Below are 26,957 nucleotides of genomic sequence, written 5' to 3' on the forward strand. Positions count from 1 at the left end.
ATGCATAAACAGGGTACGTAAAAATGATTGAAGCTGATCGCCTAATCCAACCGCAGGTACAAGGTCAAGATGAACTGATTGATCGTGCTATGCGCCCTAAAATGTTGGATGAGTATACCGGTCAAGATGATACTCGAGCGCAGCTTAAGGTTTTTATTCAAGCAGCGATAAATCGCCGTGAAGCCCTCGATCACATGCTGATTTTCGGTCCTCCAGGATTAGGTAAAACAACGTTAGCGATGATTGTGGCTAATGAAATGGGCGTGAACATCAAATCCACTTCTGGCCCTGTGCTTGAAAAAGCCGGTGATTTAGCGGCATTGTTAACCAATCTTGAAGAAGGTGATGTGCTGTTTATCGATGAAATTCATCGTTTAAGCCCTGTAGTGGAAGAGATCCTTTATCCGGCGATGGAAGATTACCAACTGGATATTATGATTGGTGACGGCCCTGCAGCACGTTCAATTAAGTTAGATTTACCGCCATTCACGCTTATAGGGGCGACCACTCGTGCTGGAGCACTAACATCACCACTGCGGGCGCGTTTTGGTATTCCACTGCGTTTAGAGTTTTACAATGTCAAAGATCTTACCACTATCGTAACACGCTCAGCGAATGTGATGGAGCTTGAGATTGATCAGCAAGGTGCGATTGAAATAGCCAAACGTTCACGAGGCACCCCGCGAATTGCTAATCGTCTATTACGCCGTGTTCGCGACTATGCGGAAGTCAAACATGATGGTAAAGTCACCCAAAAAGTTGCCGAATATGCGCTTGATTTACTTGATGTTGATGAGCAAGGTTTCGATTATTTAGACCGTAAACTCTTGCTGGCAATTATTGATAAATTTATGGGTGGTCCAGTAGGATTAGATAACCTTGCCGCCGCGATAGGTGAAGATAGAGAAACGATTGAAGATGTATTGGAGCCTTTTTTAATTCAACAAGGCTTTATTCAGCGCACACCTAGAGGACGTATCGCTTCTCAAAGAGCCTATGATCATTTTAGTTTGGTTAGACCTGAAAAAGCGTAATCTGTTTATTAGCTATTTTAGTCCCAGACTAATGACTTGTAGATATACAGCCTTGCGCAGTAAAATTTTATATGAAATCTCTGTCATCAAAATGATAAAACCAGCTTTCGCTGGTTTTATCATATCTAACGAATCTAAAGTGTACTTTCAAGCGCACCTGTTTTTGCTGCTTAGGCAATATTAGCCAAGTGCTTCAGTTGCTGATTTTTTTTGAATTAATTCGATTTTGTATCCGTCTGGATCTTCGACAAACGCAATTTCAGTTTTGCCGCCAGCAACAGGGCCAGGTGCTCGAGTGATTTTACCGCCAGCAGCAGCAATTGCTTCGCAGCGCGCATAAATATCGTCTTCGCCTATGGCCAAATGTCCAAAACCATTGCCTAAATCGTATGTGTCGGTACCCCAGTTATAGGTTAATTCGATAACGGCCTGGCCTGTGGTTTCTTCACCAAAACCAACAAAGGCGAGGGTGTATTTATATTCTGAGTTTTCAGATTGACGCAGTAGTTTCATTCCCATCACTTGGGTATAAAATTGAATGCTGCGTTCTAGGTTGCCTACACGGATCATCGTATGAAGTAATTGCGACATGATATGCTCTCTTATAAAAATTTATCTAAGTTTAACAAGTTCAGATGACAATGAAAATATTAGCGGTTGATACCAATAAAATTTTGCTTTAGCTCACATTTGTGAGGATATTTTTTGGGTTAAACACTAAAAAGCGTTATTGTTGCCATATACACATTTGGAGGCAAGACAATGAATACAGAATTGAAAATGGCATTAGGCACTACAGTTGTTATTGCGATTTGTTTTAGTGCATTTTTTGTGTCGTTGTTTTAAGCGTCAGCAAAAAATAGATAGTCCCATTTGATCCATCACTAAAGATGTATTGCATATTAATTGATGAGTTAATATACAATACATTAATATAAAACCCCTAAAGTGCCTTCGGTGCTTTGGGGGTTAATTTTCTGGGTATATCTTGTCTTTAAAATCACAAGTCTTCAATTATACAGCATTCGCATCGTGGTTTTCTCGATAAGCACCGTTCGCTGGTCTTGGTGTATTCGACTGTTTCAGATCCAAAAGTGACATTTCATCGGTTGTGATCTCGCCAATTTCTGTATGCCTAATTCAGTTTGAACTGGAATATAACGAAGAGAATGGTGTTAACCAAACTTGTTTTCATGATGTTTTAAGGTTAATTCTACCCGTTCCAATGCTGTCATGATCATCGCCGCAATTGATGGAGATTGGTTTTTAATAAATAATGTTGACGAATGAGCCGCACACAACACTTCAGCACCGCTCCATTGCTTCGCTATATCCGTGGCCCAAAGCCGAAAATCATCAGCAGCTCCTTTGCGTCGTTCCAATGTTTTCGACAGTGTCATATGAAAAGACAATTCTGGACTTTTTAAAAAACGGAGTAGACCGGGTAATTGAAGGTACATTAATGTGTCGTCAACGTGAATAGTTTTTGATTCTTTGTGGTAAGCAAGCACCGATGAAAAATGTAGGCGCTCGTTTTTGGAAATAAAATCGACCCCGCGGGGCACTGAAAATTCAAAATCGTTTGAAAACAAAGCGGCAAACTCGTTTGAATTAGTTAACTCTGTTTGCCATGTTAGGTTGGGCAATTTATCGATATGGCGCTGTGTGCCATAGAGTTTTGCGTTTGGATAATCCCCATGTATTTTTTCAATATGCACGGTGTGGAATGGATGCAAATTAATAATCGCTTCAATGTTGACTCCATTGTTGGTCAGCGAATCGATTTGCTGTTTAACGTCGTCTTGCATCTCATAAGCGTCAAGCAATACAAACTTGCCATTACCGCGCTTTACTAAAGAAGCATGTGTGCCAATATTTAATAAACCGAAAACGTTAAACTCACCACGAATATTCCAAAACTTATCTGAAATTTTTAATATTTTGTCAGTCATAGTTGATACTCATCGTTTGTTTCACCTCAGGATAATTCGCCAAGTATAAAGAGAGTGAAGTAAATTTCTATTTACTTCACTCTGACGGCTTATGCCCTAGATGCTAGGCTCTTATCTCGTATCTAAAATTCCGACACAGAGACCGTAGAGCAAAATGGATTTGCTGAGAAATGACAACATAAGCACTCAGGCAACGGATCCTTCCGCTGTACCATTTGTTCTCTGGTCCGACAATCCGTTCGAACCCGCATGCTAAAAATGGCTCTCCAGTGTTGGCTTACAATTTAAGTGGTTCAACAGTAGACACTAAGCTGCTGTGATGCTGAACGTTTACCATGCCAGTTTGCATATTGCTCCTGTCCAATAGAGCGGCTGTCTGGTTAGAGCGGCTGCCTAGTGGGGCGGATGATAATCTCGTTGACATCAACATCTGTCGGCTGCTCAATGGCATAAGCAATTGCTCGCGCAATCGCATCAGGGTCAATGGCCATCTCGTACATTTCATCAACACCCTTGGCAGTATCGGGGTCGCTGATTTTACTGGTCAGCTCGGTCGCCACGGCCCCAGGCGAAATATTGGTGGAGCGGATTTCCCCATTGCCTTCCTGACGCATGCCTTCTGATATCGCCTTCACGGCAAACTTGGTAGCGGAATAAACGGCGGACGCGGGAAAGACCTTATGTCCGGCTATCGACGAGAGATTAATAATGTGGCCGACATGCTGCTCGCGCATGGTCGGCAGCACCGCGGCAATGCCGTAGAGCACGCCTTTGATATTGACGTCAATCATCTTCTCCCACTCGTCGACCTTGAGTTCATCGAGGGGCGATAGCGGCATCAGACCAGCGTTGTTGACCAGCACGTCGATGCGGCCATAAGCTTCCTTCGCGGCCTTGGCCAGCGACTCGACCTGAGCGCGGTCAGTGACATCGGTAACCTGATAAATAGCTTCACCACCCTGATCCTTAATCGTGTCACGCAGCTCCACAAGGCGTTCCTCGCGGCGGGCAGCAAGCACCAGTTTGGCGCCACCTTTTGCCAGGCGTAGTGCTGTGGCTCTACCCAGACCACTGCTGGCACCGGTAATGATAACGACTTTGCTATTGATCTCTGACATGGATTTTCTCCTGTTGAAATGAATGATTGAATTTTACAAGTTAACGGTCCAAGCCTGGTGTTACGCCAGTGACGCGACGGTCAGGCTGATTGCATATTCTGCACCATACCGTCGTAACGGCCTGTAGTAGCGGCCTCCACCAGTACATGGGCCACATCCGCTCGAGATGCTTTGGCCGATTTGTCGACGTCCTCACCTAGGATCACATCCGTGCCGCGGCTCTTGTTGGTCAATGCCACAGGGCGCAGGATCGAGTAGGTTACTCCAGAAGCCTTGAGGTATTCGTCTGCTTCGTGTTTGGCATTCAGGTAAGGGGCCATGTCGCCGGTGGGATTGGATTGGTCTGCGCCGATCGAGCTGAGCATCACGAAACGCTTCACGCCAGATTCCTTCGCCAGATCAATCAGTCGCTTAGCGCCGTCCCGATCCACTTTTTTGGTCATTTCAGGGCCCGTGTTTCCTCCCGAGCCAGCGGCAAAGATCACCGCGTCCATGCAGTCGCACAAGCCGGTTTCCAGGTCGGTCAAGTCACCATGGCGCAGGTCTACGCCTTGGGGCAGTGAACTGGTATCCGAACTTTCGCGAACCAGCGCTATCGGCTTATGGCCCTGATCTATCAGGTACTGGGCCAGAAGCTGGCCCGTTTTGCCGGTGGCACCGGCGACAAGAATGTTCATGCTCATAGAGAAATCCTTAATGTTGGATGAAATGGGCGAAATTGTGGGTGTAAAGCGAGGTCAGGGCAGAAAAATTGACTTTACGTTGACGAATTCCTTCATACCAAAGCCACCGTGTTCACGTCCGTACCCAGAATTCTTGACCCCGCCAAATGGCATATTCGGATCAGCAGCCCCAAACGAATTAATACGGATCATGCCTGTGTCGAAGTCATCGCGCGCCAGTTTGAGGGCTCGCTCCTCGTCCTTTGAAAAGATCCCACCGCCGAGTCCATAGCGGCTGTCATTAGCCAGCCGCATGGCGTCCTCATCATCACTGGCGCGGATAATCGACGCGACAGGTCCGAAGATTTCATCGTCGTAGGCCGGCATTCCTGGCGTGAGGTCTGCTAGCACAGTGGCTGGATAATAGGCACCCGTGCGGTTTGGTACTTCACCACCGCAGAGGATTTTTGCACCCTTGGCGACGCTGGCATCCACCTGCTCCTTGACGGTGTCAAACTGCTCCTGGCTGGAAAGCGGGCCAAGCTGGGTATTCTTATCGGTGGGGTCACCCATGTTGATCTTTTGCATTTGGGCGACGAAAGCCTCGACAAAGTCGTCATAGACCTTATCGGTCACGATGAACCGCTTGGCAGAAACGCAGGTCTCTCCGTTGTTGTAAAGTCGACCCATTACCGAAAATTTTACGGCGGTTTCGATATCGGCATCCTCAAGCACCAGGTAAGCGTCATTCGAGCCCAGTTCGAGTACCGTCTTCTTTAATTCTTTGGCGGCCACAGCACCGATGTGTCGCCCAGCGCCATCGCTGCCGGTCATTGTGACACCACGGACCTTAGGGTGGGCTATCAGCTTGTCGCTGGTGTCGTGGTCAATCACCAAAACCTGGAACAGGTCCTCGGGCAAGCCGGCCTCAATGCACAATTCACGCAAACGTAGACCGGATCCGGTGCAGATGCTAGCGTGCTTCAGAATACAGCCATTACCAGCCATCAGATTGGATGCCAGTACACGAACCGGCTGGTAAAGGGGAAAGTTCCAAGGCTGAATTGAATAGATAACGCCGATGGGCTGATAACTGATGACGCCGCGTTTACCGTTGAGTGCTTGCTCGCGATCTTCATCGGCCAGCACGTCGGGTCCATTTTCAGCGGTGTAATTAAAGATAGCTGCACAGAGTTCGACCTCAACGTGTCCATCCTTAAGGAGCTTGCCGGTTTCGTTGGTCATCAAAGCGGCCAATTCATCGGCATTGTCGAGCAACTTTTGAGCGATCATCTTGAGGTAGGGAGCCCGTTCCTGATGGGTCAGTTCGCGCCATTGCAGAAATGCCCCATGGCAGGACTCAAGCCGATCCGTCGCCTGCTTTTCGGTCATGATGTCGTAGGTATGGATTTCTTTTTCGGTCGCGGGATTAATGGTGGTGATTGTCGACATGGTTGCTCCTTCCTAGTCTGATAGGCTAACGCCGTTGACGCTAGCTAAGGTGGATTATCAGTGTATTGGCGGGATCTGTCTGTTCGCTTGCCAACACTACCGCGTTGCAAACATCGCCGAGCTCCTGCTGGTAGTGGATAAATGGCCCAAAGAAAAAGTATAAAAAGAATAAACCACATGCTTGATCTATTCATCATGGTCTGATGTTGTTGGGTTGAGGGTCATTGAACCCACTGTTGGAACAAGTCAATGGATGAGGAAGTTAGGGATTGTTAGTGCTAGGTATCAATTTTATTCGATAAATCGACAAAAAAGTGCTAGGTAGGCATGTCGACTTCCCCCCTTTTTGTAAGAATGCTTGTAAGAATGCGGGACCAGTGAACAAATTTGATGGTGCTAATCCCCTAGGCGATATCTTATTGTTAGGGGGCTCGGATTGACGACAGTAAATTGTCTGGCGCTGAAATGGGCGGTGGTATTGACCCACTTGCTGTAATGGCAGCAAAATAGTTTATCTTTGAACGCTTGATATGTTATTCCTGTATGGCAGGACATGATTAAGTGAACCACTGGAGTCACGAAAGTATTTAGTCAATTATTATGCTATATGTCGGATCAGTAATGCTACATGTCGGATCAGTGATGCTGTATGTGAGATCAGTGATGCCATCTGTGCGCATTCGATGAGTCAGAATAAGCGTATTCAAGCGGTGGTTATGCGCTTATATATATCAGAGAAAATTTGAACGTCGGCTAGCTAAGTGTTACCGACCTACAAGCTGCCTGGAACAATACGCGTACTAGTAGCAGAATGCCGATGGTTGGCTCTTTTTTCCAGAATTCCATGTCCGATCAGCCAACCTTCAAAAATGTTTTGATAGTCTAATTAAATTAGACCAATGCGACAAAGCTGACGTTTAGTTCATGAAAGTTTCTCTGATCCCAGAGGTTACTTTTCATTTTCAGACGATGATGGCTTCTGTGAGTCTGCTGATTCTTCTTCTGACTTTTCTTCTGACTTTTTTTCCGGCAACATGGTATTGAGCTTCTCACCGCCTTTGGCGCCAAAATCCAATGTTCTGATAGGAAATGGAATTAAGATATCCGCTTTTTCTAGCGCTTTTTTAATTTCTACAACCGCCGTATGTCGAGCTTTCATAAAGCCAGTGTCACCTGGGTAATCGATCCAGAACCAGACTACTAAGTTTATACAGCTGTCTGCAAACCCCTCAGCAAACACGGCAGTTTGTTCTTTTTTGATAACAAAATCACAAGCGTTTATCGCTTCTTCAATAACTCCTGCTGCCTTCTCTGGGTCGTCTGCGTAAGAAATACCAACGGGTACTACGATGCGCCTGACCCCTGTAACCGTATAATTTGTGAGTACGTTTCGAAACAAGATTTTATTTGGAATAACTTCTATTTGGCCAAAAAACGTTTCGACTAATGTGTTACGCAAATTAATGGTTTTTACGGTGCCAAACACATCTCCTGCCTCAACCACATCGCCAATTTGAAATGGCTTACGAATACCCATCGCAATACCAGCAATAAGATTCTCTGCCATGTCTTGAAAAGCAAAACCAAGTGCTAGGCCAATAATACCTGCGCCAGCTAAGAGTGACGTTACAGTACCGGTTAATCCTAAAAACTCTAGGGCGATAAATAGCCCTGTCAACAGCACCAGCATCTTGATAATTGATGAAAGTAGATCGGCAATTTGTTCAGACTCTAAGGTTTTATGAAGCACTTTTCGAACGACTCTACCAACATATTTAGCCAGTAAGCCAAAAAACATGGCTAATAGAAAGGCGACTATAAAATTCGGCAAGTGTTTAATGCCAGCTTCTAGCCAGCCTTGTAATTTTTCGTCAATTAGCTGCCAGAATTTGTCTAATACAGAGAGGTCCATTAATATTATTCCCACTATTATTTATCATCGTTCTTCAATGCAGATTCAGCCCGTGTATTGAGCTTCTCTAGTGTCGAGGATAGGTAAAATAAAACGTCATTTTTCACAAAATGAAAATCCATATAGCCTCATATTCTCCATACTAACATCTCTTTACTATCCTTGAGGGAGTGAAAGTCAGCGCACTGTTGTCTACTACTTAAAAAAGCTCAGCACATGCTGCGGACAACAGAGCTTTCTACACCGTCATCACCCGATGTTATTCGCTCAACGTTAAAGATGTCACAAGTTGACTTTGCGTGGTGACTGGCGTAACGGTGGGAACGTTGATCTTCCTCAATTGCCTCGGGAGAATTTGGGACGATTTTTTTAGCTAAAAATAGGTGTATCAATGGCAATAGTGGGCTAGCCAAATATCGGAGTATCGCTGTTGATAAAACCAATTCTATCATTGCGAAAGAGTCGGTGAGTGCCATCAGCACAAATAGTTAAGTTAAACCTAGCATTTTTGGTTCTTTTTCTTTATGCCTTTGCTTCTTGAGGCAGTCCAGTTTCGCGCAATGCTTTTGTATCTTTTAATGGATATGCACCAAAAAACGGCGGTATTCCCAACTGAATTGAGAGGGGCTCTCGTAGCCAACTTTGAATGTCGTTGTCACATCTAAGTTGTCGGTTAACATTAAACGACGAGCTTCGTTCAAACGTAAAATTTTCGAAATTGCAGAGGCGTCACTGAACGAAAATGACTGTAAGATAAGTATAGATACATGCCGATTTGGTGTTGGACTCTTACGCTCAGGGCGGCGAATTGTCAGTGAAATGGTAAACAATACACCATACCAATAGGTTTGGAACTTTTCCCTCTTTATCCCGCAACAGGACAAAAGAGAGAACAGACATGACACATATCGACGTCAACAAGATGATAGACTATTCAGTTTTATCTTTAAATTCACACAGGTCTTCGATAATACAAGAACCGCAACGGGGTTTTCTGGCTAAGCAAGTGTAACGTCCGTGAAGAATAAACCAATGATGTACATCCACTTTAAACTCGCTCGGCACCACTTTAAGCATATTCAGTTCAACTTGGTCGACATTTTTGCCAGGAGCAAACTTCGTTCGATTTGCTAGCCGAAAAATATGCGTATCAACGGCAATAGTGGGCCAGCCAAAGGCGGTATTGAGTACTACATTGGCCGTTTTTCGTCCCACTCCAGGTAAAGCTTCTAATGCTTCTCGATTCTCGGGTACTTCGCCACCATGTAAATCAACCAGCATTTTACAGGCGTTAATCACATTAACGGCTTTGTTATTGTATAAGCCAATGGTTTTGATGTATTGCTTAAGCCCGTCAACGCCTAAGTCATAGATTGCTTGAGGCGTATTGGCAACAGGAAACAACTTATCAGTTGCCTTGTTGACACTGACATCGGTTGCTTGTGCTGATAGCGTGACAGCAACTAATAACTCAAATGGACTAGAAAAGTTCAGTTCAGTTTCAGGCTTAGGATTATTGTCTCTTAATCTGTTGAGTATTTGTTGTCGCTTATCTTTATTCATAATAATCGGTCATTTTATCGTTAAGTTAACGGTCTCAGTAGTTTAACTGCAAAGTCTTGTTAGTTGACTTTAGTGATCCGCGCACGCGTTACGCTAACACTTTCTACCTTAGGTTGCAGGGCGTTAACTCGGCTATCGATGACATTTTTAAGGGCTATTAATAATCCCATGCCAATAAAAGCACCCGGCGGCAACATAGCCAATAAAAATGGCGTGTCCACATGCCATACATGAATGGTTAACACACTTGCCCAATCACCTAATAGTAAATCTGCACCGCCAAATAACGTTCCTTGGCCGAGCAATTCGCGGCTAGCACCTAAAACAACCAGTACAGCGGTAAAGCCTAAGCCCATCATTAATCCATCGAATGCCGAATGCGCTAATGAGTTACGCGAGGCAAATGCTTCTGCGCGGCCGATAATGACGCAGTTGGTTACAATCAGCGGTAAGAAAATACCCAATGACAAATATAAATTATAGGCATAAGCATTGATCAGTAATTGCACGCAAGTAACAAGCGCGGCAATGATCATGACAAACACGGGGATACGAATTTCTTTAGGCACAAAATCACGTACCAAGGAGACTAAAATATTGGATCCAACTAATACCAACAACGTCGCGACGCCCAAACCCAATGCATTGGTGATTGTTGCGGTAACGGCTAGTAGCGGACATAACCCTAATAATTGTACTAATCCCGGGTTATTTTTCCATAGTCCTTGAGCTGCAATTTCACTATATTTACTCATGGTTGGCCTCACAGACATAATGACTTTGATAAAGTGCTTGGCGATGTTGTTCAACAAATGTCAGTGCATTGGCAATCGCTTTAACGTAAGCGCGTGGAGTAATAGTGGCACCCGTAAATTGGTCAAATTGACCACCATCTTTCTTTACTTTCCACATATTGGTGTTGTCTTTAAATAACTTACCACTGAAATGAGTGACCCAATCCGATTTTCGCAGTTCAATTTTATCACCAAGCCCCGGGGTTTCTTGATGGGAAAGGGTACGAACACCTAATATTTTACCTTGGTTATCTACACCAATAATGAGTTTTATTTCTCCGTTATAACCATCTGGTGCAATAGCTTCAATCGCGATGGCTACAGGGAGTTCATTTTTATAAGCAAGGTATGCTGGTAAGTCAGCTTTAGTGCCTAACAGTTCCGGGGAGTTAACCAAAATGCATTGTTCACTGAGTACATTATCGTATAACTCAGTCGGCACAATTTGGTTAAGCGTTAAGGTTAATTGTTTTTGTTGTTGCAATAATATGGTGTCACTGGTTAACGCGTTAACTAACGCAACTAGGCCAGTGCAACATAAGGCAAATAGGCCAAGTAATAGGCCATTTTTAATCATCGGGTTAGTTGTTAAAATAGACATTATTAATTTCCTACTCGATGACCATAACTGCGTGGACGAACATAATAATCGATAAATGGCGCGCACATATTGGCTAATAAAACGGCGAAAGCGACGGCGTCAGGATAACCACCAAATGTTCGTATTAAGTATATGAGTAAGCCGATCATGGCGCCAAAAATAAGTCGACCTCTAGGACTTGCTGCTGCGGTAACGGGATCTGTGGCAATGAAAAATGCCGCCAGCATGGTTCCTCCTGAAAATAAATGCATCGCAGGGCTAACGAAGGTATCTGGGCTGATCAAAAAACCAATACTGGCACAGACAAACAAAGTCAGCACAATAGCGCCGCTAATATGCCAGCGTATCACCTTAAGCTTTAGCATCACTAGGCCACCAACAAAATAGGCCATATTGACCCAAAACCAACCTTCGCCGACACTGCCAGAGAAGATGGTTTTAGTCATACTTTCTGTTGTGGTAAGCCCCATAGAAAGGTCTGTTTTTAATGTGTCGAGTGGCGTTGCCATGGTGGTGCCATCAATCGCCAAATGGAAAAAATCTGCAGCATATCCCGTGTTTAATTCAAAGATACTGTTGAAGGTATGCAACATATCTGCGTAATTGACGGTTAAGGTTTGAGGGGCAACCCATGAGGTCATTTGTACCGGAAATGAAATCAGCAGCAGTACATAAGCGGCCATTGCAGGATTAAAGACGTTATTACCTAACCCACCATAGAGTTGTTTAACAATAACGATAGCAAATAATGTTCCGATGACAATTAACCACCAAGGTGCTAATGGCGGGATCGCGACCGCAAGTAAGCTTGCGGTAACCAATGCGCTATTATCAGTTAAGGTAGCGACAATATTTTTATTGCGCAGTTTCATTACTGCAGCTTCTGCTAAATAAGCCACCGTAATTGCGAGTAATAATTGAACTAACGTGCCGTAACCAAAATAATAGCTTTGTACTGCAATACCTGGAATAAGGCATAGTGCCACACGCTTCATTACCGTATTGGTGTGCAATGTTGTGCTGACATGTGGAGATGAGGCAATTTTAAATGCCATAGTTATAGTTCCTCTTGCTTAGCACTATTAGCGAGTTTCTTGGCTTTCGCTTTGGCAACCGCGGCAGCAATTTTAGCTTTTTTGTCATCGACAGGGATTGCTGCAATGGTTATATCAATTTCGATTGCTGGGTTCACTTCGTTTACCGTATCGCGAGGCTGATCGCCGTCTACGTCATTTGTCGGGCTAGAATCACCAGCTAATGCCGCTTTCTTGGCTTTTGCTTTGGCAACCGCGGCAGCAATTTTAGCTTTTTTGTCATCGACAGGGTTTGTTGCAATGGTTGTATCTGTTTGGCTTGCTGAATTAACCTCGTTTGCGGTATCGCGAGGCTGATCGGCGCTCACATCATCTGCCACAGCAGATTCATTGGCTAATGCTGCTTTCTTGGCTTTTGCTTTGGCTACGGCCGCAGCAATTTTAGCTTTTTTGTCATCGACAGGGCTTGCTGCAATGGTTGTATCTGGATTAACTTCGTTTGCCCAATTATTAGCCTTATCGTCGCTCACATCATCTGCCACGGCAGATTCATTGGTTAATGCTGCTTTCTTGGCTTTCGCTTTGGCTACGGCCGCAGCAATTTTAGCTTTTTTGTCATCGACAGGGCTTGTTGCAATGGTTGTATCTGGATTAACTTCGTTTGCCCAATTATTAGCCTTATCGCCGCTCACATCATCTGCCACGGCAGATTTATTGGTTAATGCTGCTTTCTTGGCTTTAGCTCTAGCAACTGCAGCAGCAATTTGTGCTTTTTTATCATTGCCGGTGTCAATGTTCTCGTTAGTTATATCCGTTGTGACCGCAGCTACATCACTTTGATTATCTACTTTAGACTGAGCTGCAAAGGCGGCTTTTTTAGCTTTCGCACGTTCAATAGCGGCATTAACTGCTGTTTTCTTCGCGCTGGTACTGTCTATTGCTGCTTTTGGTGCATCATTATCAGATGTTGTTACAGCAGTATCAGCAGTTATGCCTTCTGCAGCCTGGGCTTTTTTAGCGGCGATACGTGCCATAGCAGCGGCTACCGCATCTTTATCACCCGACTTCATATTTGCTTGGCGTTTGGCAGCTGCTTGTTTTGACTTTTCTTCTCGAGCATTTTTTTCATCTTCAAGTCGTTGTAAGCGTGTTTCGAAACGAATTTTTGCTTTTTCAGCTTGTAGTTTTTCTTCTGCGGTATTCTTCAACGCTGATTTCGCGACCCGATAATATTCAACTAAAGGAATGTCACTTGGGCATACGTAGCTGCAACAACCGCATTCAATACAATCTTTTAAGTTAAAACTTGCCGCTTTGTCGTATTCCTCCGCTTTGGCGTGCCAGAATAGCTGTTGCGGTAACAATAACGCGGGGCAGGCGACTGCACACTCACCACAACGAATACAGGCTTTCTCATCTGGTTCAGGAGCTATTTCTGCTTGGCTTGGTGCCAATAAACAGTTGGTTCCTTTTGATATTGGCACATCAAGATCACTCAACGCGTATCCCATCATCGGACCGCCGACAATGACTTTTTGTGAACTCTGCGGTTCAAAACCGACTTGGCTGAGGGCATCAGCTACTGTAGTGCCAATTCTCAGCCAATAGTTTCCAGGTTTACCGATGGATTCACCGGTTAACGTCACTACGCGTTCAATGAGTGGTTTACCCTGTAATACCGCTTCTTGAATGGCATAGGCGGTACCGACGTTATGCATAACAATACCAAGTTGAGCAGGAATGGCTCCACTGGGCACTTCTTTGCCGGTAATAATTTGAATAAGTTGTTTTTCGCCGCCTGACGGGTACTTTGTCGGAATAACGGTGACACGGATCATATCGTTAGGTAATGAGCTGCGACGAATAGCAGACTCCATTGCTTGAGCCGCTTCAGGTTTATTATCTTCAATAGCGATAATAATACGTTGTGCGTTAAGCAAATGCTGAATGATACTAATACCAGTTAATATTTCATCACTGTATTCACGCATTAATCGATCATCAGCACTAATGTAAGGTTCGCACTCCACCCCATTAATAATGATTAAATCGATTTCACTCGCGGGGTTGAGTTTTACATGACTGGGAAACGCTGCGCCGCCCATTCCTGCAATACCTGCTTGCCTTATTTTGGCTAAAATATCGGCTTTGGACAGTTGTTCAATCTGATTTGAGGTAAGTTCACACCAAGTATCATGTCCATCGGCTTCGATAATGCAACTCAGCACAGGCAATGAAGAGGGATGATTGCTATCGTGTTGCTCTATCGCGACAACGGTCCCGGAAGTAGGGGCATGGACGGGTAAATAAATAAAACCAGCACCTTCAGTGAGTGGTTGTCCTTTTAATACCTGGTCTCCGACCTTGACACTCAAGGTCGCTTGTTGACCAACAAGAGGAACCGGTATCACAAATCGCGATTGCAGTGGCAAAGGTGATATGGTGCTTTGGTTGGAAAGTGATTTAAGTTCAGGTGGATGGATCCCGCCAGGAGAGCGCCACAAAGTACCTTTATCTAATTGCTCTAATAACGTTAGCACCGTTTGTCCTCTTGCTCTGTATTGATCACGTTGATAGGGATCGCGCGTAATTTCCAATCCCAATTTTGTATTGTGGTTTCAACTGGGATCATATCAATGCAATCGACAGGGCAAGGCTCAACACATAAGTCACAGCCGGTACAATCTTTGGCAATAACGGTATGCATTAATTTACCAGCACCTAAAATGGCATCAACTGGGCAGGCTTGAATACATTTGGTACAACCAATACATTCATCTTCACGGATATAAGCTACTTTTTTAATACTGGCTTGTGCTTCTTCGCCTAATGCTTCAGGTTCAACCCCCATAAGCTCGGCAATCTTTTCCATGGTAGCAGTACCACCAGGAGGGCATTTATTGATTTTGTCGCCGTTAGCGATAGCCTCAGCATAGGGGCGACAACCAGGATAACCACACTGACCGCATTGAGTTTGCGGAAGCAGGGTTTCAACTTGATCAATAATAGGATTACCTTCAACTTTGAATTTTTTTGAAGCAAAACCTAAAATGACGCCAAACACTAATGCTAAAACGCTTAATACAGCAACAGCAATTAATATATTCGATACCATTAGCTAACTAGCCCCGCAAACCCCATGAAGGCTAATGACATTAAACCGGCGGTGATCATGGCAATTGCGCCACCTTTAAAAGGCAAGGGCACGTCTGCAGCGGCTAATCGCTCGCGCATGGCCGAAAACAAAATTAACACTAATGAGAAGCCAACTGCAGCACCAAAACCATAAATAGCTGATTGAATAAAGTTATGGTCTTCATTGACGTTAAGTAAAGCGACGCCTAATACAGCGCAGTTAGTCGTGATAAGTGGCAAGTAAATGCCCAGAGCACGATGTAAAGATGCACTGGTTTTTTGCACAACCATCTCGGTAAATTGCACTACGACGGCAATAACCAAAATAAAGCTCATTGTACGTAAGTAGTTGAGGTCAAATGGCTGCAGTAAAAATTCATTGGTGAGATAACTCAGAATAGAGGCTAGGGTCAACACAAACGTGGTTGCCATCGACATGCCAATTGCTGACGCCAATTTGCTCGACACCCCCATAAAAGGGCATAGACCTAAGAATTTTACCAGAACGAAGTTATTCACCAGCACTGTGCCGATCAACAAGAGAAGATACTCTGTCATTGCTACAATTTTTTGACTAATACATCCTAGTATTATCTTAGGTTTGGCGCCGATAAACAACGGATAAAAAATAAGGTTAAACATAAAATGTTTAACCTTGACATAAAATCGTTATTTTTACCGTTTGTTAACGTTGTTTTTACTGTTTAGTTAACAATACTTCAGGTTTAGCAATATAATATCCTTGTAGTCCATCCACTAAAAGTTTTTCAAGGGTGAGTTTTTCATCTTGTTTTTCAACACCCGTGGCAATGACTCGAATACTAATGCGTTTGGCGATATCAACAATCATCCGGATAAAGAATTTATTGTTGTTATCCTGTTCAATATTATCACTATAACTGCTGTCTAATTTGATAAAGTCAGGACGGACCTCGCGGAAAAATTTAAATGAGGTAAAACCTAGACCAAAGCGTTCGACAGCGACTTTTGCGCCAACTTTATGGATCTCTGTGACAAATTTATGACTAGACTCTAAGTTAGCCTGCATTCCAGACTCATTGAGTTCAAACACTAATCTAGCCGCAGTACCACGGTGTTTAGATAATATATCCTTCAACCACACGGTAAAACTCTCTTGCAGAGCAGAAGAAGCACTAATGTTTACCCCCATTTGGCCTGAAATACTGGGGTTTTCACTTAACACTTTAATGGTTTGAGTGACTATCATTTTATCGAGCTCTACACTCATACCATAACGCTCAGCCATCGCAATCACAGTGGTTGTGGGTAAAGGTTTACCTTCGGAGTTATAAAATCGAGCCAAAAGTTCACGGTAAACTTCGGTGTCATTATTACAGGGCTGAATAGGTTGTTGATAAAATTTAATACTTCGACGGTTAATTAAGTCGTCAATGGTCACTTTCCAATGGTTATTACCAAATTGTTCATTCGCTGATAATTTTTCCAATTGATAGTAGCGATTGGGTCCGAGCGTTTGTGCAACGCTGACAGCCGTATCGGCTAATGCCATCAATGCTAATGGTTCATTTCCTTGTTGATAAGGCACCATACCCGCATGAGCAATAGAGTCACTCTTGATACTCTGGGCATATTCATCAAGATGACGCTTAAGTTGCTCTAAAAATCGTTCACCCTCTTTAAGAGTAATACTTTCAATGAAAACAGCAAAATCACCGCTAGATACCCGAAAACACTCACTCAATCCGAGGTTTGTAACTGACTTTCGAATACAAGTAGCCAGTTTAGCTAAATAATCATCACCAGCAGCACGGCCATGTAGTTGGTTAATCGTTGCCAGTTCTGCGGCCTTAATAACAACGAGGACACCATGCTGTTGTTTATCTGTTTTGCTTATAGTGTCAATATGTTGTGTAAAGCGTTGTCGAGTAGAAAAGCCACTCACGGGATCTTGATATGCCGCTTTAGTTAATTGTTCATTTTCTTTGCGTACGCGATCTAAACTGAGTTTTAATTGGCTACGACATGTTTCTAATGCTTTGCCGATGGGATGGAGCACACCTGGGAAGCGAGATTTCTCAATGGCTAGGAACGATAAGTCTGGAATATGAGTAATGTATTCGGCGGCATAGTTAATTCTTTTACGATGTAATTGCATTAACACCGCAAATAACAACATCAAAGCAATATAAGCGGTAATCAATAACGTCGCAGTTTGCTCTAAGTCATTAAAACTAGGGGACAACACACTCGCGGTGTCTAATCTAACTTGTAAACGCCCGTCAGGAAAATCATGCACATGGCCTAATTCAATATTAAAAATCTCGCTGGCAAAATCATCAGAAGGGCGAAGTAAACTGCCATGAGTATAATTTTCATTGCTGTCAGTATTATGGATATATTGGAAAAATTGAAAAGAAAACGCTGTAGACATACGTTGGTATAGCGCTTCTCCGCTACCCTGCCATTGATCAATGGTTTGCACGTATTGCTGGTAATTAGCTCGTGCTATTTCACCTTGTTCTTGTACTTCGTTGTTTTCGACCGTGTAAATTCGAAAAATTAATAAACCGAACACGATAAAAAGCACAAGCTGAAAGGATTTCGATAAGCCCATAAAACAACAATTCCTATGAGTGTATGGCTAAATTTGCTCGGTCTTGCACAAATGTCGTGCTGTAGATGTTCGACCGTGGTATTTAATCAATAATATAATGCTTTAAGTAATAATGCTTTAAATAGTTTATATAATAACCAATATCATCATAGCAGAAATGAGATTAAATGATTACTAATCTAAGGTATTATTTATAATAGAAAAACTAGCGATTTAGTACTAACTAATACCGATGAATAAGCGATTATAGTTAAGGTAAATTAAACTATTGATTAAAATATTGAAATTATAGGGTAGGTTGAGCAAGAGTGTGTTTTGCAGATGATAACGTTGCGGGATTTCTGTGGATATTGTTGCGTTTAATGTTGCGTTTAATAATGGCTCCCCAGACTGGACTCGAACCAGTGACATACGGATTAACAGTCCGCCGTTCTACCAACTGAACTACTGGGGAATTAATTATTACTATACATACTTAATTTGAAATGGCTCCCCAAACTGGACTCGAACCAGTGACATACGGATTAACAGTCCGCCGTTCTACCAACTGAACTATTGGGGAAGCGTATTATTTCAAATGTGTTATCTCGATGGCTCCCCAAACTGGACTTGAACCAGTGACATACGGATTAACAGTCCGCCGTTCTACCAACTGAACTATTGGGGAATTATTTCGATAACAGTAAACGATGGCTCCCCAAACTGGACTCGAACCAGTGACATACGGATTAACAGTCCGCCGTTCTACCAACTGAACTATTGGGGAATTACGCTTACATCTCAACTCTGCACGCTAAATTGGCTCCCCAGACTGGACTCGAACCAGTGACATACGGATTAACAGTCCGCCGTTCTACCAACTGAACTACTGGGGAAGCGTTTTTAGCAATGTATTGCTGAGAACGGAGCGCATAGTAAAACGCTCTGGTAACTGAGTCAACTCGAGTTATAAAAAAAAACGCATTTATGTGACTAATTGGTTACCAAACACACATCGTGAACGACTTTTGGGCATTTGTGTCGATTTTTAAACAATGAAAACAAAATGAATCACTTACTCTCAACATTCATTTCCACGATTATAAAGACAATATTTTTGTATACATCATGTTTTTGATGTCTATCGTTGTGTTTTTTCGGCTATCTCGTCGGTGTGGTTTTATGGCGGAACTGAAAACCGTGTTGATATAAGTTCAATTCGGGATACAGAGATTGTATAGATCGGTAAAAACGGATTTATGGCAAGTCAGCAATATCAAACTTACTATTTGTTGCACTCATTAAGCAGATTTGACATGTGAAAAGGGGGGCTTATTGCAAGTCAATGTCACTTTAAGCAAACTGATAGTGCAAACTTTGTGATGTGATAATTCTTTATTATCCTAAATTAAGGTTGATCTTATGAGATTGAGTTATGAGATTAAGTTATGTTTTTATCGACAGCTTCTTGAGTCAAAGTATGTTAATGATATTTAACTCAGCAAAGCATCGATACATAGCGCAAACGAGCTTTTAAACCGAGTAATACATTGTTGTACATTGTTGTTTTTAGCCGTTGAGATTACCCAGTTATCACCAGTGGCATTATAACTATATTGTCGACACCTTGATGAGTCCTATAGTGCAGTTATCACTAAATACTAAGACGTGACTGAAAATAATCAATTTGAGTATGGCTAATATTCACCAGCCATAGCTTGGGCTGAGTCAACCATGTTTAGCGATACGAGGGAGGTGATATTTGTTGAATGTGTACTAGCGTCAGCGCTCACTGATCGCAATGTTGATCGGTGTTCAAGGCGTTGCTAATATATGAGGCGACTACAAATTTAAAACAGCAACTGAACTATTGTCGCTATCTTTCGTATTAATGTGCAAATGTAATTAAATTTCATCACAATTTTCTTACGTTTTTATGAAACTCACTTGGTCGCTACCCCGCAGTAGTATTGGGCTTTTGTGACTTATCCACTGAATCTGTGGATAAACTTGTGGACTTCTACTGTAAATAAGCGGCTAACCCTTGTTGCGCTTGAGTCGGACTTAAATTGGTACAAATATTTAGCGATAAGTTAAGTTGTTTTTAATCAAACAGATACAGAAATCAACAACTTTATTTTTTCACTGTTCTGTCAATTGCAAAATTGTAATCTCTTTGAATAGTAGATTGTGTATTAAATTGTGCTTTAAGCTCGATTTTTAGCGCATTTGTGGCCTAAAATACTGATCGAATCGATTTGTTTATAACTTTCATATTACGATCATTATGCTGTCATATTGAAGAACCAAGTGACAGAGAATGATCTGCATGAAACACACCAATATTAAATAATATTCTGCAATTTTTCCTTCAATATAGTTACTGCCTCAAGTAAAAACACCAGAGATTTAGTACTATTATGTATCGCCATTAACCTGTGTTTAGGTATATGATAATTGGTTCAATAGAATAGGAAACCATGTTGTGTCAGAGTCAGTATTTTCCCTAGAGTCCAAATTCGAACCCGCCGGCGATCAACCTACAGCAATAAAAAAATTAGTAGAGGGCTTAGAGTCTGGCGTTGCTAGCCAAACGTTATTAGGCGTAACAGGGTCAGGTAAAACCTATACTATCGCGAATGTGATTAAGCAAATGGGCAGGCCAACCATTATTATGGCGCCTAACAAAACACTTGCCGCGCAACTCTATGGCGAAATGAAAGAGTTTTTTCCACATAATGCGGTTGAATATTTTGTTTCTTATTATGATTACTATCAACCAGAAGCTTATGTACCCGCTTCTAATACCTTTATTGAAAAAGATGCATCGGTGAATGCCCACATCGAGCAAATGCGTTTATCGGCCACTAAAGCGTTATTAGAGCGTAAAGATGTGGTGCTTATTGCCTCTGTGTCAGCCATATATGGTTTAGGCGATCCTGATTCTTATATGAAGATGTTATTGCATTTGCGTCAAGGCGATTTTATGGGCCAACGTGACATCCTCATTCGGCTCAGTGAATTACAATACAAACGCAATGACATTGAGTTACAACGCGGGACATATCGAGTTCGCGGTGAAGTGATAGATATTTTTCCAGCAGAATCTGAACGCGAAGCCATTCGAATAGAATTATTTGACGACGAAATAGAACGCTTAAGTGAGTTTGATCCCTTGACCGGACAGATTAACAAACGAATAGCGCGTGCCACCATTTATCCCAAAACGCATTATGTGACACCAAGAGAGAAAATTTTAGCGGCAACTGAAGATATTAAAGAAGAACTCAGAGAACGTCGTCAATATCTACTCGATAACAATAAATTGATTGAAGCTCAGCGGATCACTGAGCGAGTTCAATACGACATAGAAATGATGGTCGAGCTAGGATATTGCTCCGGGATTGAAAACTACTCTCGATATTTATCAGGCAGATCGCCTGGAGAAGGTCCACCAACATTATTAGATTATTTACCTGCAGATGGTCTACTGATTATTGATGAGTCACATGTGACGGTACCGCAAATTGGCGCTATGTACAAAGGTGATAGAAGCAGGAAAATGAACTTAGTAGAGTATGGATTTCGATTACCATCAGCACTAGATAATCGGCCGTTAATGTTTGAAGAGTTTGAACGATTAATGCCGCAAACCATTTTTGTTTCAGCTACACCTAGTTTATACGAGCTTGAAAAAAGTACCGGCGAGATTGCTGAGCAGGTTGTAAGGCCAACCGGATTACTCGATCCTGTATTGGAAGTTCGGCCAGTGGGCATTCAAGTTGACGATCTTTTGTCTGAGATCCACAAACGCGTTGCGGTTAATGAGCGTGTGCTGGTGACCACATTAACTAAACGGATGTCTGAAGATCTGAGTGAATACCTTGACGAGCATGGGGTTAAAGTTCGTTATTTACATTCGGACATTGATACCGTTGAACGAGTTGAAATTATTCGTGATTTACGCTTGGGACGTTTTGACGTACTGATTGGCATTAACTTATTACGTGAAGGGCTAGATCTGCCTGAAGTGTCATTAGTGTGCATTTTAGATGCAGACAAAGAAGGCTTTTTACGTTCAGAGAGATCACTTATTCAGACCATCGGCCGTGCTGCTCGTAACGTTAACGGTAAAGTTATTCTATATGCGGACCGAATAACAAACTCAATGGCTAAAGCCATGGGGGAAACAGAGCGTCGCCGTGAAAAGCAACACCTACATAACCTTAAACTCGGTATTGTGCCTCGTGGAGTAGTGAAGAGTATTACCGATGTAATGGATGTAGGTGACACTAACTTCAGTAAAGGTACTCGTAAAAATCACTCTAAATTTGCTGAAGTGGCAGAAGAGCGAGCGAAATACACCAGTATTGCCGATTTGAGTCATCAAATTGATAAATTGGAAAAACAAATGCATGAACACGCTAAGAACCTAGAGTTTGAACAAGCTGCTGCCGTGCGTGATGACGTCAAACATTTACGTGACCTGATCATTGTAAACAGTTAATTCACTGAAAAATATAATTTTAGGTGAAAATAGATAGCCAGTTTATCAATGAAAATATGAAAAACTGGCTGAGAATGTTCTCTAGATGACATTGTAGCGTCAGTTAATTGATTTTAAATTGACCAATTTGAGCTCTTAACTGTTGTGATAACTGACCAACTTGGATACTGGCAGTATTTGATTGCTGGGCATTGGTCACTGTCAAACGAGCTTCATCGCTAATATTGACAATATTACGATTAATTTCATCGCTTACTGCAGTTTGTTCTTCTGCTGCGGTCGCTATTTGAGTCGCCATATTGGCTATTGTCGCCACAGACTGAGTAATTTTGGTTAGCGCATCACCAGCTTGCGCCGCTTGCTCCGTACTGTTAATGGCTTGCTCTCGACTCGATGCCATTACTGTCACGGCTCCTTTTACGCCTGATTGTAATTGGCCAATCATTTGCTGAATTTGGTTAGTCGAATCTTGAGTTCGTTTTGCTAGGGTGCGTACTTCATCAGCGACAACAGCAAAACCTCGTCCTTGCTCTCCTGCACGCGCAGCCTCAATAGCAGCATTCAGAGCCAGTAAGTTGGTTTGATCTGCAATTCCTCGAATGACTTCTAAGATAGTGCCAATATTATCGGCATCTTTTTGCAATTGATAGAGTGCATTAGCGGCTTGTTCAACCCCTTTAGCAAGATGATCAATCGAAGTAATCGTTTTCTTGACAATGTTGTCACCATGCAGTGCTTGTGCATCAGATTCTTGAGCTGCTTGAGCGGCTAACTCTGCATTATTAGCAACTTCAATGACGGTGGCTTGCATTTGATTCATAGCGGTAGCGACTTGTTCAGTTTCACTTTGTAGTCGCTGCATCCCACTCAACGTTTCGTTACTAGCCGAAGTTAATTGGTCGCTTGCTGTACCTAATTGTTGGGTATTATGATTAAAGTCAGTAATTAATTCGCCAATATTACCAACAAACGCATTAAAACTGGCGGCAACTTTGGCAATTTCATCATCACTGCTATCATCTAACCTTGCGGTTAAATCTTTGGCGCCAGAGGCCACATTGCGCATTGAATCATCAAGTTTTTTAAGTGGTGTTAAAATACGTTGGTATAGCACTATCATAATGATCACAATAAACAATCCTATGCCAATGCTTCCCCATAATTGCACTCTAGCAGCGGTAGTGGTTGCCCTGAGAGTTTCATTAACGGTGAGTATAAATTGTTGATCGAGTTTTTGAGCCAATAGATCTAAGTTATCAGCTAAATCGCCAGCCGCATCATCAAAACCACCAGCGCTTTTCATTAATAAATTGCCGGCATCAGTTCCTTGAGTCAAATAGGCATCAGCCATTTTTATGCCTGAATCATGTAATGAATTAACTTGGCGTTTAATGTTTTGTGCCTGAACGGTAAATTCAGGAGCATATTGAATCAATTTTTCAATATGTTCTAGGGCGCTTTGCTTACTTTCGAGTGCTTCTGATTTTGCTTCATCACTTTTTGTTGCACCGACATCAGTTAGAAATTGCTGTATTTGCACGACAAAATAACGAGTATCTTTTAAGGCAAATATGGCATTAACTTGTTGTTCTTCATGTTTAACATTTACATGTATACGTGATTGCTGAACACTCATAACCCAAGCTAATAGTGTCAACGCAGTTAACGTTAGCATAATGGTAATTTGGAGCATTCTCTTAATTGAGAACTTTATATTCATAGAAATATCCTTGATGTAAGCATTACGGCTAGCGACGTTATAAGAATAACGATTGGGATAATTTATGTCATTAACTGATAGCTGTTATTTGGACCAATGTCAGATATATAAAGTATTTAATACTCATCTTTGGTTATGGTCACACTTATTATTTTCAGCTATTTATTTCAGACAGAAAAAGCATAGGTTAATTTTATAACAGATATTAATGCATTCCTTATTATAATCAGATACTTGGGGTGTTAAATCGAGTTGGAAAGGTAATTAAAATAACAATGCTTGGTTTCTATATTTAATTGCGAGCCATTACGATTAATGTCCATTGAGAGTGTGATGTAAGGAGTTCTCTAGTTATCTTAAATTATTCATTTAAATACCGACTACAGGATAAAAGTTATTTAAACAATTAGTAAAACAAAATGGTTTGAGTTTTCAACGCATCATTATAATAGTGTCAATGCAATTAAAGGTTATATTTATTAATACCTTAAGGTGTCATTGGCTTGTAGCTGACTCTATGAGGACTAATACTTATGAGGGGGGGCTTGTTTCGAAAACTAGCCTGTTGAGGGTGAGCTTTAATACCTTAGCTGGATGTTGAAATGATGTTATCAACCCATAATCATTCACGTTAACGCAAGTTAACCCATTTATTGTTAAGCAGGATTAAGAAACCGTTCACTGTGCAAAAATAGCTTGCGTAAGTTGCATGGTGAAAGTTGTTTGGAGCGTTCAATCTTTATGGTAGAGGTGAAGATAAAGAGCTCCAGTATTTAGTAATCGCGCATTCATTATTCTTCCTGGAATAAGAATGTTGCTCAGGACAACATCATTACATTGGGATGATTTAACAGGTCAATTTATGACTCGTAAATCTCTAAATTATTTTTAAGGATATTACTGATGACAAAACTACTTCCACTAGCCGCTGCGATTGCAATGGTATTCGGTACAGCTCACGCAGCAGGCAGCTCAGCAACGACTATTCAGAGCGGTTCTGGTAACACAGCTACAACTGTGCAAGCTGGCACTAATCACACTGCAAATATTACCACCAATACTGGGACTAATAGTAATGCATCTATTGACCAAGTAGGCGATGCACAAACTGCGAATATCACACAAACAGGTGGCGTCGATAGCTCAAGTGCGATTATCAATCAAACAGTACAAGCAAATACTGCGACTATTAATCAAGTACACATGACTAACACAACGGCTGAAGTTAACCAAAATGGTTTAACTAATACTGCAAACGTTGATCAGCAACACGTAAATGATACTTCTGCCACTGTACAGCAAGACGGCAATAGTAATGATGCCGACATCAGACAGTATGGTTTTGGTATTCATAATCCTGCCGGTTCAAGTATTACCCAAACAGGGAATGGTAACGTTGCGAGTTCAGATCAAGATACTTCTACCGATGCGCTTTCCACGATTGTCCAAACCGGTAATAACAACACGGCAGATGCTGAACAAATGAACGGCTCTGAACGTTCAGAAGTGTGGATTACACAAACTACTGATGGCTCTGATGCTACAGCTAAACAGAATAATTCAGCCGACTCAAACGCAACTATTAATCAAAACAGTTTCAGTGTTGGTACTGCTTCGGTAACTCAAACTAACGGTAGTTTTAATACTGCTTTGGTTACGCAAACAGATTTTAGTAGTAATGCTTCAGCAACTGTTACTCAAAATGGTAGCAATAATGATGTGACTACTTACCAAGAGCACGTATTTGATACTAGTTTAACGGTTTCACAAGATGGTAACACTAACAACGCAACAGTATACCAGGAGCATGTTAACGACAGTACCGCTTCTGTGAATGTTATAGGTGACAACAATACATCAACCATACGCCAGTACGGGTTCGGTTTTCATGAGCCTGCTTCAGCAACTATTATGACTGATGGTAACTTGAACAATGTAAACATTAACCAAGATACTTCTTATATGGCTGCAGCAAGCGTAACTCAAAATGGTGACAGTAACGTAGTTGTAGTGACTCAATTAAATGAATCGGATAACTCAGTTGTAACAATTACTCAACTTGATGCCAGCCAATCAGGCGATGTTAATGTAGCTCAAAATCAAGCTGCAGATTCTAGCGCAATAGTCGCGCAATCTGCTGTTTCTGGTTCAATGGTTGATATTGACCAAGGTCCTGGTTCTATGTTGATGGCTAATGTCACACAGACTGGCTCAATTGGTGGAAGTGCGACAATATTACAAGATGGTATGACTCAAAGTACTACAGTAGATCAAGGCGGTGAAGGTAACATGGCCAATGTTTATCAAACAGCATCTGATAACATTGCTGATGTAAGCCAGTTTGGTGATTTTGGAACTGCGGATATTGATCAAACCGGTGCAAACAATGAAGGTTGGGTTAACCAGTCTAGTGGCGAGTACAATGATGCAGTTATTGCGCAAAACGGCTCTGATAACTATGGCATTATTACGCAATCAGGTTTCGGTGCAGCTCTTGCTCATAACGTAGCCTCTATCACCCAGAATGGAATGAGTGACCGTGCGTCAATTACACAAAGTGGTGGTGCAGGTAATACAGCGGCTATTACTCAAAATTAATTTTTAATGAGTCTAAATGCTAACAATTTGTTTAATGCCGTTCACCTAAGGTGAGCGGCATTTTGTTATTTTCAAATTGTTCCCTCATTTTTCTGACCTTAAAAATCAGCATATCTTTTCCCTTTGGTCCTTAAGCTATACATTAATCCAGTAAAAACTAATTATGGGTCAGAGTCTTACTTTCATTTAAATCCTGTATTCCTTTATGAAGTGTACGCCTAACACAGCATCATATTTAACCAAATTTATTGACTGAAGAAGCGATTAATCTATAAGGTTTAAATGTAATGGAGGAAGAAA

General features: G+C 42.1%; 18 protein-coding genes and 5 tRNA genes. 3 read left to right on the top strand and 20 right to left on the bottom strand.

The window, feature by feature from the left end; genetic code table 11:
• Positions 1 to 23 precede the first annotated feature (23 nt).
• Positions 24 to 1,034: a Holliday junction branch migration DNA helicase RuvB gene (ruvB, locus tag CXF88_RS11895; protein ID WP_101087028.1), complete on the top strand. Its 1,011-nt coding sequence runs from the start codon at positions 24 to 26 to the stop codon at positions 1,032 to 1,034.
• A 180-nt stretch (positions 1,035 to 1,214) separates the two neighbouring features.
• On the opposite strand, the gene gloA is transcribed toward ruvB, so the two are convergent.
• The 19 genes from gloA to CXF88_RS11995 all read right to left on the bottom strand — a co-directional run bounded on the left by gloA (position 1,215) and on the right by CXF88_RS11995 (position 18,728).
• A complete protein-coding gene (gene gloA / locus CXF88_RS11900; protein ID WP_059743767.1) occupies positions 1,215 to 1,625 on the bottom strand; it encodes a lactoylglutathione lyase in 411 nt (136 codons plus the stop codon).
• A 584-nt stretch (positions 1,626 to 2,209) separates the two neighbouring features.
• On the bottom strand, positions 2,210 to 2,986 hold the full coding sequence (locus CXF88_RS11905) for a hypothetical protein (RefSeq protein ID WP_101087029.1): 777 nt from the start codon (positions 2,984 to 2,986) through the stop codon (positions 2,210 to 2,212).
• A gap of 380 nt (positions 2,987 to 3,366) precedes the next feature.
• Positions 3,367 to 4,104 carry an SDR family oxidoreductase gene (locus tag CXF88_RS11910; protein WP_101087030.1) on the bottom strand — a complete coding sequence of 246 codons (738 nt, stop codon included), beginning with the start codon at positions 4,102 to 4,104 and terminating at the stop codon, positions 3,367 to 3,369.
• Positions 4,105 to 4,184: 80 nt separating this feature from the next.
• Complete coding sequence (locus tag CXF88_RS11915; RefSeq protein WP_197708435.1) at positions 4,185 to 4,787, bottom strand: SDR family oxidoreductase; 603 nt, start codon at positions 4,785 to 4,787, stop codon at positions 4,185 to 4,187.
• A gap of 54 nt (positions 4,788 to 4,841) precedes the next feature.
• Positions 4,842 to 6,218, bottom strand: a complete 1,377-nt coding sequence (locus tag CXF88_RS11920; protein WP_101087031.1) for an NAD-dependent succinate-semialdehyde dehydrogenase — start codon at positions 6,216 to 6,218, stop codon at positions 4,842 to 4,844.
• Between the two features lie 949 nt (positions 6,219 to 7,167).
• A complete protein-coding gene (locus CXF88_RS11925; protein WP_101087032.1) occupies positions 7,168 to 8,130 on the bottom strand; it encodes a mechanosensitive ion channel family protein in 963 nt (320 codons plus the stop codon).
• 930 nt (positions 8,131 to 9,060) lie between these two features.
• The gene (gene nth, locus CXF88_RS11935) at positions 9,061 to 9,693 is read right to left on the bottom strand and encodes an endonuclease III (RefSeq protein WP_101087033.1); all 633 of its coding nucleotides are present in this window, start codon (positions 9,691 to 9,693) and stop codon (positions 9,061 to 9,063) included.
• 59 nt (positions 9,694 to 9,752) lie between these two features.
• Complete coding sequence (locus tag CXF88_RS11940) at positions 9,753 to 10,448, bottom strand: electron transport complex subunit E (RefSeq protein WP_101087034.1); 696 nt, start codon at positions 10,446 to 10,448, stop codon at positions 9,753 to 9,755.
• The gene (gene rsxG / locus CXF88_RS11945) at positions 10,441 to 11,088 is read right to left on the bottom strand and encodes an electron transport complex subunit RsxG (RefSeq protein WP_101087035.1); all 648 of its coding nucleotides are present in this window, start codon (positions 11,086 to 11,088) and stop codon (positions 10,441 to 10,443) included. The genes CXF88_RS11940 and rsxG overlap by 8 nt, the downstream gene beginning before the upstream one ends.
• Positions 11,089 to 11,090: 2 nt before the next feature.
• On the bottom strand, positions 11,091 to 12,143 hold the full coding sequence (gene rsxD, locus CXF88_RS11950) for an electron transport complex subunit RsxD (protein ID WP_101087036.1): 1,053 nt from the start codon (positions 12,141 to 12,143) through the stop codon (positions 11,091 to 11,093).
• Between the two features lie 2 nt (positions 12,144 to 12,145).
• Positions 12,146 to 14,662, bottom strand: coding sequence for an electron transport complex subunit RsxC (rsxC, locus tag CXF88_RS11955; protein WP_101087037.1), 2,517 nt, complete (start codon positions 14,660 to 14,662; stop codon positions 12,146 to 12,148).
• Entirely contained in the window at positions 14,656 to 15,237 is a 582-nt protein-coding gene (gene rsxB / locus CXF88_RS11960) for an electron transport complex subunit RsxB (protein WP_101087038.1), read from the bottom strand. The genes rsxC and rsxB overlap by 7 nt, the downstream gene beginning before the upstream one ends.
• Positions 15,237 to 15,815 (bottom strand): electron transport complex subunit RsxA, encoded by a 579-nt coding sequence (gene rsxA, locus CXF88_RS11965; protein WP_101087227.1) that lies wholly within the window; start codon positions 15,813 to 15,815, stop codon positions 15,237 to 15,239. The genes rsxB and rsxA overlap by 1 nt, the downstream gene beginning before the upstream one ends.
• A gap of 139 nt (positions 15,816 to 15,954) precedes the next feature.
• On the bottom strand, positions 15,955 to 17,853 hold the full coding sequence (locus CXF88_RS11970; RefSeq protein ID WP_101087039.1) for a GGDEF domain-containing protein: 1,899 nt from the start codon (positions 17,851 to 17,853) through the stop codon (positions 15,955 to 15,957).
• A 378-nt stretch (positions 17,854 to 18,231) separates the two neighbouring features.
• A tRNA-Asn gene (locus tag CXF88_RS11975) sits at positions 18,232 to 18,307 on the bottom strand.
• Between the two features lie 32 nt (positions 18,308 to 18,339).
• Positions 18,340 to 18,415: transfer RNA gene (locus tag CXF88_RS11980), tRNA-Asn, on the bottom strand.
• Positions 18,416 to 18,444: 29 nt separating this feature from the next.
• A tRNA-Asn gene (locus CXF88_RS11985) sits at positions 18,445 to 18,520 on the bottom strand.
• Positions 18,521 to 18,543: 23 nt separating this feature from the next.
• Positions 18,544 to 18,619: transfer RNA gene (locus CXF88_RS11990), tRNA-Asn, on the bottom strand.
• Between the two features lie 33 nt (positions 18,620 to 18,652).
• Positions 18,653 to 18,728: transfer RNA gene (locus CXF88_RS11995), tRNA-Asn, on the bottom strand.
• A 1,589-nt stretch (positions 18,729 to 20,317) separates the two neighbouring features.
• Between CXF88_RS11995 and uvrB the strand changes: the two genes are divergently transcribed.
• Positions 20,318 to 22,339: an excinuclease ABC subunit UvrB gene (uvrB, locus tag CXF88_RS12000; protein WP_101087040.1), complete on the top strand. Its 2,022-nt coding sequence runs from the start codon at positions 20,318 to 20,320 to the stop codon at positions 22,337 to 22,339.
• A gap of 103 nt (positions 22,340 to 22,442) precedes the next feature.
• Here uvrB and CXF88_RS12005 read toward each other — a convergent pair whose 3' ends face one another.
• On the bottom strand, positions 22,443 to 24,059 hold the full coding sequence (locus CXF88_RS12005) for a methyl-accepting chemotaxis protein (protein WP_101087041.1): 1,617 nt from the start codon (positions 24,057 to 24,059) through the stop codon (positions 22,443 to 22,445).
• A 903-nt stretch (positions 24,060 to 24,962) separates the two neighbouring features.
• Here CXF88_RS12005 and CXF88_RS12010 point away from each other — a divergent pair.
• Entirely contained in the window at positions 24,963 to 26,657 is a 1,695-nt protein-coding gene (locus CXF88_RS12010; protein ID WP_101087042.1) for a hypothetical protein, read from the top strand.
• Positions 26,658 to 26,957 lie beyond the last annotated feature (300 nt).

This window comes from Shewanella sp. ALD9 (genome assembly GCF_002836315.1).
GTDB lineage: Bacteria > Pseudomonadota > Gammaproteobacteria > Enterobacterales > Shewanellaceae > Shewanella.